Below are 9,352 nucleotides of genomic sequence, written 5' to 3'. Positions count from 1 at the left end.
CATGCGTTTCCGAGTCCTCATGACGGGAGGCCCTCCAGCAGTCCTTGCATCTGGTCGATCTCTGCCTGCTGGACGTCTATGATCTCTTCGGCAAGGTGGCCCACATCGGTGTCGGTGCCATCGGCCAGAACGTCCTCTGACATGGTGATCGCGCCTTCGTGGTGTTCGATCATCATGGTCAACCACATCCGGTCGAAGTCCGCTCCGGTGGCGGCGTCAAGCTCGGCCATCTCGTCGTGGCTCATCATGCCTGGCATATCGTCGGCGCCGTGGCCCTCGTGGCCGCCATCGCTGCCCTCGCCATCGCTGCCTTCGATGTCGGGGACATCTTCATCCCAGCCTACGAGCATGTCTGACATGAGATCGATCTCTGGCTGCTGGGCCGCCTCGATGTCCTCGGCGAGGGCTTGCACCTCTGGTGACTCGGCGCGATCCGGAACCAGCTCTGACATCTCGATCGCCTGGGCGTGATGCGGGATCATCTCCTGAGCGAACGCGACGTCTGCGTCGTTGTGGCTGGTATCAGACGTGACATCGGCATCGGCGTCACTGTTGTCGTCGTTGGAGCAGGCGGCAAGGCCGGCGACCAGGAGTGCGGCGCCGGCGGCACAGTACGTGAGCCTGCGGAACATGATGGTGGAAGAGCGTTGCATCGTCTGTGTCATCTCTCTGCTGATGGTGTGCTTGGTGACCCGGGTTTGTCCACGGACGACGTGGCAGTTAGGTCCGGATCACGCAGAGGGTCAGCAGCAATGCGAATCCATGCTGCCGTGGCGGCGGGCGCCGTGGGACGGCCAACCGCACCCAGTGACGCAGCCGCGGCATGACCAGCAGCGTCATCCTGCTGGTGAGAATCCAGAGGATCGCCGTCAGCGTCGCGGCGGTCAGCGCTGCCAGACACAAGGAGATGAGATGGTCCACCGGGGAATGGCTGGGGGTGCCGGAACCTGTGGTTTCGCCGTGACCATGTTGGCCGTCACCCGGCGGGGCGACGTGGATGTCGAGCCCGGGTGTGGTGGAGGTGACGACATGTGCGGCCGCGCTGGGTGCGCTGTCGGTACCTGACGGCGCCGGCCCTGCGACGTGATGCATCGCGACGACGGCGACGATGGCGAGACCGAGCAGTGCGAGGCGAACGACCTGCCGGTAGATCCTCACGGCTGTGCTCCACACGAGCGACGAGCCTACCCACAACCATGAAGCCGACGGGCGACGGGTGACGGGGGTATGCATTGCGGACATGGTCAGCGTGGCGAGGCGACGGCGGGCATGGTCAGCGTAGTGCGGCGACGGCGAGCTTGGCCGCCTGCGCGATGGCGGCGTCGGCCGCGGGCAAGATCAAGCGTGCGCGAGTGGACATTGTGAAGACGGCGACCGCATAGGACTCTCCGTTCGGGTATTCGACGACACCGGCCTCGTGGCGCAGCGCGACGAAGGTTCCCGTCTTGCCGGACACGACCACGTCGTCGAACGGGAACGCCGCGGAGAGCCGTTGTGCCCACACCTGCTGTGCCATGACGCCGCGGATGAACGCGCACTGCTCGCTCGACGCGGCGCGGTCACGCCAGACGGCCTCTAGCATCCTCGTCATGTCGCGGCAGGTGCCGACGTTGTTCCGTGGATTGGCCGGGTCGAAGCTGGCGAGGTCCGCGAGAGACGTCACGCTCTGGATATACCGGATCGCTTCGCCCAGGGAGGTGCTTCCGCAGTCCTCCACCAGGGTGGTGTAGAAGTCGCGGATGCCGCTGACGATTCGGGTCGAGCGTGCGCCCAGGCTGTCGAGCGCCCCGCTCACCCGACCGAGACCCACGACATCGAGCAGGGCGTCGGCCGCCGCGTTGTCGCTGACCGCCATCATCGATCGGGCGGCGTCTCGCCACGAGACCGTCACTGGGTCGACCATGGCGGCGAACCCGGTCGGGCCTGGGCTGCGCTCGCTGGCGTCGAGAGTCGTCTGCTCAGCCGCGTCGATCTCGCCCGCGTCGACCATCTGGGCGAACGCGATCACGAGGGGGAGCTTGAACACGGATGCCAGGACCACCTGCTCGTCGGGGAGCACACCGATCTCCCGGCGGCGGTCGTGCAGAGCGGTGGCATGCAGATGGCCGAAGACTCCGGCGTCGTCGAAGCAGCGCTGGATCCTCTGGACGGTATTCTCGTTCATGTTCGCGGCCTGGGCTGGCTAGGGCGGGGCAGATGTGACCGGCGCGCGATCATGTCGTCGTTCTGGGTAGTTCGGAGACAGCTCGTGGGGTATGCGCCGGCCGCAGAGATGTGTCGGCGTCGTCGCGTCGGAGCAGTGCGCCGACGATCGCGGACGGAAGCCCTTCGATGGGGTCGCGCAGTTCGCCGCGCCAGGCGAGCCGCAAGAGCAGGGTGAGGGGCTCGTTCTCGATGGGTACGACGACGCTTTCGCCGTTGCCGCTGCCAGGGCTGTCGGTCGTGAAGCTGACATGTGTTCCGGACGCGACGAGGCCGCGGACCAGGCGTTCGTCGCCGACATCGTCGATCGACTCGGGAAGGAATCCGTGGCGTTCGCAGGTGGCGACGACATCGTCGTAAGCCGCGGGCGCCTGGTGACGCGGAGGCAGGACGAGGTGGTGGCCGGTGAGATCGCGCAGTCTGACGTAGCTGGTCTCCGCGGTCGGTTGAGCGGCGGGATGGGCGGCCGGAAGGAGGCAGTTCAGGACTACGCCAACCTGTGGCCCCAGGGTCAGGCCTCGCGCCACCGCCGGCTCGCGAAGGACACCGATGTCCGCGCGTGAGCTGTGAAGATCGCCGAGCTGGTCGGTGGTGGGCTGCTCGGTCACGTCCACGTCGGCGTCGGGTGCGACTCGGTGACACGCTGCGACGAGCGCGGCGTAGTGATTGCTCCCGAGACCGGGTGCGATCCGTACGGTGATCCGGGTCCGGGCCGGTTCCTCTTGGCGGCGGGCGAGCAGACGTAGCTGTTCGACCTCGTCCAGCACGCGGTGTGCAGCGGGCAGCAGGGCATGGCCCGCCTCGGTGAGCGTCACCCCTCGGCTGTCCCGCTCGCACAGGTGGAGCCCGAGCTCGGTCTCGAGGCGTTTCAGACCCTGGGAGAGCGGTGGCTGGCGGATGCCCAGACGTTGCGCAGCGCGCCCGAAATGTCGCTCACGCGCAACGGTGGTGAAGTACTCCAGATGCCTGACAAGGTCCACGAGCAGTAACGATATCTGATGTAGACATATCGGGAACCGATATCCGTATTGGACGGAGGGGATGCGCTCGTGGTTGGGTCATGACCTGTGGGACGCAAAGCACGCAGGTGGGGTATCGGGCTGCTCAGCGTCGGCGCGGCTGCCGTGCTGACCACGGTTGTCGTCGTCAATCACGTCAATGCTGAGAAGGAGTCGGTGGACGGCGCCAGAAACCTGGGCGACGTGGACTTCCTGGACGACTACGCCGCCGAGCTCGGGCTGGTGATGGTCCGCAACCGCGAACCGGACCCGGAAGCATATGCCCGTCTCGCCGATGGACCGGGACGTGATGTCGAGGCGCTTGAACTGTCGGGTCCGCCGGGCGAGGAATCACCTGGCGTCGTCCTCCGGCTGCGCAGGGAACGGCAGGAGAGTACCGGTTGGATGTCGGGCATCGGGGAGATATACGAGATCAGCGCCTGCTATCGGTGGGAGTTCGGTGACATGGATGACCACGAGCCCCAGCGCTTGGATGAATGCCCGTCCACGCCGGTCATCGAGATCGGCCCCGCACCTGTTGTGCCCACACTTCCGGCCGGGATCGACGACGTGCTGCGAGACAGCCTGGAGCCGTTGGCGGCGGGAGGGAACGTCTCGGAGGATGCGGTGGCCGACGCGGTACGGTCGGCGTACACGGAGGCCGTGGAGAACGCGCTCGACGGGCCGGACGTTGATCCCAAAGAGATACTGAGCAGCGACGATATTGTGACAGGAGATGACTGGGTGGTGACTGTGGACGATGCGGTCGGCGTGGCGATCGGGCGCGATAGATCGTGCGTTATGGCGCAAGTGGTGCCGGATGAGGTGACGGTGTGGCGTCCGCGCCGGATCAGCCTCGAGCCAGGCGAGGTTGGGTGTTCGGCGTCCTCCGCGGCCGGCGGGGGGCACCACTGGTGAGCCGGATGACGATGCGAACGACGGACGGTCGCGGGCGCACGCGCGGGACGACGGTCCGTGGGAGCGTGGCCGCTGTGACCGGGGCAGTGGTGTTGGTTCTGGCCGCTTGCAGTGACGACCCGCCGCAGCCTGATCCGGCCGCAGACTCGCTGGCGGCGGCGCTTGCCTCGGGGGAGTTCGGTGATGTGCCCCTGGCCGCAACGCCGGCGGCGGACGTCGAAGCCGAGGTTGAGGAGATGACCGAGGGCATGGACGGCGCGGAACGCTCCGTGGACGTGCGCGCCATCGTTCCGGAAGGGGAGGACGACGACGCGTGGTCCGTCACCTTCGATGTGTCCTGGGACCTCGCCGGCAACGGAAGTGGTGAAGCGGAGGGTGACGACGAGGCCGAGGGTGACGACGAGGCCGAGGGTGACGACGAGGCCGAGGGTGACGACGAGGCCGACGGTAGCGATGAAGCCGAGAGTGACGATGAGTCTGAGGGCGACGACTCTGCCGGCGATGACGAGACCTGGGCGTACACGACCACCGCGGTGCTGACACTGAGCGAAGGCGACGAGGAGGAATGGCAGGTCGAGTGGTCACCCGCTCTGCTCCATCCTGACCTGGAAGCCGGTGACCGGTTACGAGTCCGCCGCAGCGATCCGGAACGTGCCGACATCCTCGGGGCTGACGGCGAGGTCCTGGTCACGGAGCGAGACGTGTACCGGATCGGAATCGACAAGACGCGGTTCGACGACGGTACCGACGAGGGGACCATGGCCGGTGCGGCCGAAGAACTCGCCGACCTGATCGATGTCGATCCGGGAAGTCTCAGCGACCGGGTGGTCGCTGCCGGTGAACGGGCATTCATCGAGGCTGTCACGCTGCGGGCGCCGGATGCCGAACCGCTGCTCGGCGATATCGCCGAAATCGATGGCGCGGCCGCGTTGGAGGACACGATGTCGCTGGCGCCGACCCGCGAGTTCGCCCGTCCGATCCTGGGCACCGTCGGCGAAGCGACTGAGGAGATTATCGAGGAGTCGGATGGTCAGATTCAGGCCGGAGACGTCGTCGGCCTGTCCGGCTTGCAGCAGCAGTACGACCAGACGCTGCGTGGCGCACCAGGCGTCGTCGTCGAGCTCGTGCCGGAAGAAGGCGACTCGACGGTCATGCATGACAGTGAGCCGGTAGCGGGGGAGGACGTGGTCACGACCCTCGACGTGGACGCGCAGACGCACGCCGAGTCGGTGCTCGCCGACGTCGAGCCCGCCAGCGCCATCGTCGCCGTCGAACCGTCGTCCGGCGATATCCTTGCCGCGGCGAGCGGTCCGGGGAGCGAGGGATACTCCACGGCGACGCTTGGTCAGTACGCGCCGGGCTCGACCTTCAAGGTGGCGTCATCGCTGGCGCTGCTGCGCGCGGGGGTGGCGCCGGACAGCACCGTCGAATGCCCCTCGACGATCGAGGTGGAAGGCAGAGAGTTCGGCAACTACAGCGACTACCCCGACAGCGCGCTCGGTGACATCCCGCTGGAGACGGCGGTGGCGGAGTCGTGCAACACAGCGTTCATCGGTGCGCGCGATGAGGCGCCGCAGGGTGATCTCGCCGATGCCGCCACGTCGCTGGGGCTGAACAGCGAGGCCGGCCTGGGCTTCGCGTCGTTCCTCGGTGAGGTGTCTTCTGACGCGGACGGCACGCTGCATGCCGCCTCGATGATCGGTCAGGGCGAGGTGCTGGCGTCGCCGCTGGGGATGGCGACCGTGGCAGCTTCGGTCGCAGCGGAAGAGACGGTCACTCCGCGGCTGCTGGAGGAGGTCGCCAGCGACGATGGCGACGGCGACAGTGGCGACGGCGGATCGTCGCTGGCAAGTGACGAGGCGTCCCAGCTGCGGCAGATGATGCGCAGCGTCGTTGACGGCGGAAGCGCGTCGTTCCTGCAGAACGTGCCGGGCGATCCCGTCGCCGCGAAGACGGGGACGGCCGAGTACGGCACCGACACGCCGCCGCGCACGCATGCCTGGATGATTGCGATTCAGGGGGACCTTGCGGTCGCGGTGTTCGTCGAGGACGGCGAGTCGGGCTCGCAGACCGCTGGGCCGCTGCTGGAGGAGTTCCTCACCGGCCTGTGAGCTCAGCGCTCACGATAAAGCCGACTGCTTGTTGAGTGTCAGTGACGCGTACGGCCTGCAAAACCGGCCGTTGACGCAACTGACACTCAACAAGCACAAGCAGTGGCTCGTCGCCGAGGCGGTAGCCGCGGTCAGGCCTGTTATCGGACCGGCTGATCGATGGCGGAGAGCAGATCGGCGAACCACGCCGTAGAAGCGTCGAAGGCCTTCCCGCCCTTCACGCGATCGAACTCGATGGCGCGAAGCCGGCCACCGTGCTCCTCGTCGTGCCCGATCAGCCCGTCCTCACGCCGGAGCGCACACTCCACGGCGTAGTCCGTGCAGCTCTTGATCAGCCGAAGGTCGTCGACATTGGCTGCAGCGGACCGGCTGAAGTAGCCGCTCTTCTGCACGTTGACCTTCTCCGCACCGATGAGGTCCGCGAACTGCTTGGCGAACCACTCGCCGGGGTTGATCTTGTCGATCTTGACGTGGCCGAACGGGTCGCGGGGGACCTCGGCGCCGCTCGCCTCGAGCTCGGCGACGATCTGCTCCACGCCGGCGCCCTCGGACAGGAAGATGTTCACGCAACCGATCTGGTCCATCACCGCGCGCAGCCGCCCGGCTTCGGCCTCGATGTCCAGCTTGAGCTCGGGCACGTAGACGGCGTGCACATCCCAGCGGCGCGGGTCGTTGCCCAGCTCCGGCACCCATTCCTGGGTGGCCAGCCAGCCGCGGTAGGCACGGGCGGTGGCGGCGGTGAGCCAGCCACAGTTGCGGCCCATGACCTCGTGGATGACCAGCATGCGTGGGTTCGACGAGTGCTCGGAGATGATGTTGCGCGCGTAGGCGGCGCCCTGTTCGGCGGCGGTCCAGGCGCCCAGGCTCTGCCGGACCGGAATCACGTCGTTGTCCACCGTCTTGGGGAGGCCGACGACGGTCAGCTCATGGCCGTTGGACTTCAAGTATGCGGCGAGGTCGGCAGCGGTCGTGTTGGTGTCGTCGCCGCCGATGGTGTGCAAGACGTCGACGCCGTCGCGAGTGAGCTGCTCGGCCGCCACGTGCAAGGGATCTTGGCCTTCGCTGACGAGCCCGCGCTTCACGGCGTCCTCGACGTTGGTGAGTTTGACCCGGCTGTTACCGATGGGGCTGCCACCGAACCGGTGCAGGCGATGGGCGGTGGCCCTGATCTCGGGCGTCACCGTGATCGACCTGCCGGTGAGCAGGCCGGCATAACCGTCGAGGTAACCGATGATCTCAACGTCAGGAGCAATCTCGGTGTAGCGCTCGATCAGTCCGCCGACAGCGGAGGAGAGGCATGGCGCCAGCCCTCCAGCGGTGAGCATCGCGACCTTACGAATCGGCTGATCGGACATGACTCAAGAACCCTTCCGCACTCGAACCTCTGGCGCCGGCGCGCACATCGTCGTGCTCGAGGCCTCGACACACCATCGGCAGCTGCACCGAGCGCACGCGGCCCTCGTCGGACCGCATCACCGCGGTGGCGCCGGTGTGTCATCGGGACCTCTCATGGCCCGACGGTCACCCTAGTACAGCTCGGCGGGGATGGCGCCAGCGGCGCGCGGCACTTGTATGGCCCACCCTGCGCTAGCGTCCAGACCTTGGGATGTTTCGCTCGCATGGCGGAAGAAGGCTTACCCTGGCCGCGTGACCTCGCACGCGGATTCTGAGCTGTTCACGGAACTGACCACGGCGCTGCACGGGCTGCCCGCCGCTCAGCAGCCGGAATGGCCAAGTCAGCCGGTCGCCGAGCAGGCGGTTGGCGAGCTTCGGACCATGCCCCCGCTAGTGTTCGCCGGTGAGTGTGACCAGCTGCGGGAACGGCTCGCGGCCGTGTCCCGGGGCGAGGCCTTCCTGCTGCAAGGCGGCGACTGCGCGGAGACGTTCGACGGGGTCACCGCGGAGAACGTACGCAACAAGCTCAAGACGCTGCTGCAGATGGCCATCGTGCTGACCTACGCCGCGAGCATGCCGGTGGTCAAGGTCGCGCGGCTGGCCGGCCAGTACGCCAAGCCGCGTTCCAACGCCAATGAGACCCGTGACGGGGTGACGCTGCCGGCGTTCCGCGGCGACATCGTCAACGGCTTCGAGTTCACCGAGGCGGCGCGGGTGCCCGACCCGCGGCGGATGGTGCGGGCGTATCACGCGTCGGCGGCGACCTTGAACCTCACCCGCGCGTTCGTCGGCGGCGGCTTCGCCGATCTCCATCAGGTGCACGCCTGGAACACGGACTTCGTGCGGACTTCGCCGGCCGGTCAGCGATACGAGCGGCTGGCCGGACGCATCGACCAGGCATTGCGGTTCATGCGCGCGATCGACATCGAGTCGGAGAGCCTGCGCTCTGTTGAGCTCTACTCCAGCCATGAGGCGCTGCTACTGGAGTATGAGACGGCGCTGACCCGGGTCGATGCGCGCACTGAGGCACCGTACGACGTATCCGGCCACTTCGTGTGGGTCGGTGAGCGCACCCGCCAGCTCGACGGCGCTCACCTGGAGTTCGCCTCCCGTATCCGCAACCCCATCGGGGTGAAGGTGGGCCCCACGACGTCGCCGGATGACCTGATGGCGCTGGCGGAGAAACTGGACCCGGAGCGTGAACCCGGCCGGCTGACGTTCGTCACCCGGATGGGTGCGGGCAAGATCCGCGACGCGCTGCCGCCGCTCATCCAGAAAGCCTCGGCCAGCGGTCTAGTCGCGTCCTGGGTGTGCGATCCGATGCACGGGAACACCTACGAGGCGCCGAGCGGACACAAGACGCGCCGTTTCGACGACGTCATGGACGAGGTGCGCGGCTTCTTCGAGGTGCACATCGCCCAGGGGACCCACCCGGGTGGCCTTCACGTGGAACTCACCGGCGACGACGTCACCGAATGCGTCGGCGGGGGAGACCCGATCGCCGAGGACGGCCTGTCCAGCCGCTACGAGACGGTGTGCGACCCGCGGCTGAACCGTACCCAGTCCCTGGAACTCGCCTTCCTCGTCGCCGAGCTCCTCGATACCGCGAGCTGAGGTTTCTGGGTCTGCGGGCTGAGGATTGTGGAGTTCCGCGAGCTGTTCGGATCGTCGCGTCCGTATCCGCATCCGCGTCCTGCACCCGGAAGCGGACACATGCTGTTCATTTCA

Annotated in this window: 8 protein-coding genes; 3 read left to right on the top strand and 5 right to left on the bottom strand. The window is 67.2% G+C overall.

What is annotated here, in order from left to right; translation table 11 throughout:
- Positions 1–17: 17 nt before the first annotated feature.
- From ELR45_RS27260 to ELR45_RS27245, 4 genes are all read right to left on the bottom strand, one after another.
- A complete protein-coding gene (locus ELR45_RS27260) occupies positions 18–665 on the bottom strand; it encodes a DUF305 domain-containing protein (protein WP_205857361.1) in 648 nt (215 codons plus the stop codon).
- Positions 666–720: 55 nt separating this feature from the next.
- On the bottom strand, positions 721–1,158 hold the full coding sequence (locus ELR45_RS27255) for a hypothetical protein (protein WP_129669137.1): 438 nt from the start codon (positions 1,156–1,158) through the stop codon (positions 721–723).
- Positions 1,159–1,273: 115 nt separating this feature from the next.
- Positions 1,274–2,164 (bottom strand): serine hydrolase, encoded by an 891-nt coding sequence (locus tag ELR45_RS27250; RefSeq protein ID WP_129669136.1) that lies wholly within the window; start codon positions 2,162–2,164, stop codon positions 1,274–1,276.
- Between the two features lie 49 nt (positions 2,165–2,213).
- The gene (locus tag ELR45_RS27245) at positions 2,214–3,182 is read right to left on the bottom strand and encodes a LysR family transcriptional regulator (RefSeq protein WP_129669135.1); all 969 of its coding nucleotides are present in this window, start codon (positions 3,180–3,182) and stop codon (positions 2,214–2,216) included.
- An 87-nt stretch (positions 3,183–3,269) separates the two neighbouring features.
- On the opposite strand from ELR45_RS27245, the gene ELR45_RS27240 reads away from it, so the two are divergent.
- Together ELR45_RS27240 and ELR45_RS27235 are read left to right on the top strand one after the other, a co-directional pair.
- Positions 3,270–4,118, top strand: a complete 849-nt coding sequence (locus ELR45_RS27240; protein ID WP_129669134.1) for a hypothetical protein — start codon at positions 3,270–3,272, stop codon at positions 4,116–4,118.
- A gap of 5 nt (positions 4,119–4,123) precedes the next feature.
- Positions 4,124–6,229, top strand: a complete 2,106-nt coding sequence (locus ELR45_RS27235; protein WP_129669133.1) for a penicillin-binding transpeptidase domain-containing protein — start codon at positions 4,124–4,126, stop codon at positions 6,227–6,229.
- Positions 6,230–6,369: 140 nt separating this feature from the next.
- On the opposite strand, the gene ELR45_RS27230 is transcribed toward ELR45_RS27235, so the two are convergent.
- Positions 6,370–7,584, bottom strand: coding sequence for a pyrophosphate--fructose-6-phosphate 1-phosphotransferase (locus ELR45_RS27230; RefSeq protein WP_129669132.1), 1,215 nt, complete (start codon positions 7,582–7,584; stop codon positions 6,370–6,372).
- 292 nt (positions 7,585–7,876) lie between these two features.
- On the opposite strand from ELR45_RS27230, the gene ELR45_RS27225 reads away from it, so the two are divergent.
- On the top strand, positions 7,877–9,238 hold the full coding sequence (locus ELR45_RS27225; RefSeq protein ID WP_240760186.1) for a class II 3-deoxy-7-phosphoheptulonate synthase: 1,362 nt from the start codon (positions 7,877–7,879) through the stop codon (positions 9,236–9,238).
- The last annotated feature ends 114 nt before the right edge of the window (positions 9,239–9,352 follow it).

The sequence above is a fragment of the Phytoactinopolyspora endophytica genome, assembly GCF_004138495.1.
Lineage (GTDB): Bacteria > Actinomycetota > Actinomycetes > Jiangellales > Jiangellaceae > Phytoactinopolyspora > Phytoactinopolyspora endophytica.
Note: the sequence above shows the minus strand (reverse complement) of the source record. Positions and strands in the feature narration are given on the sequence as shown.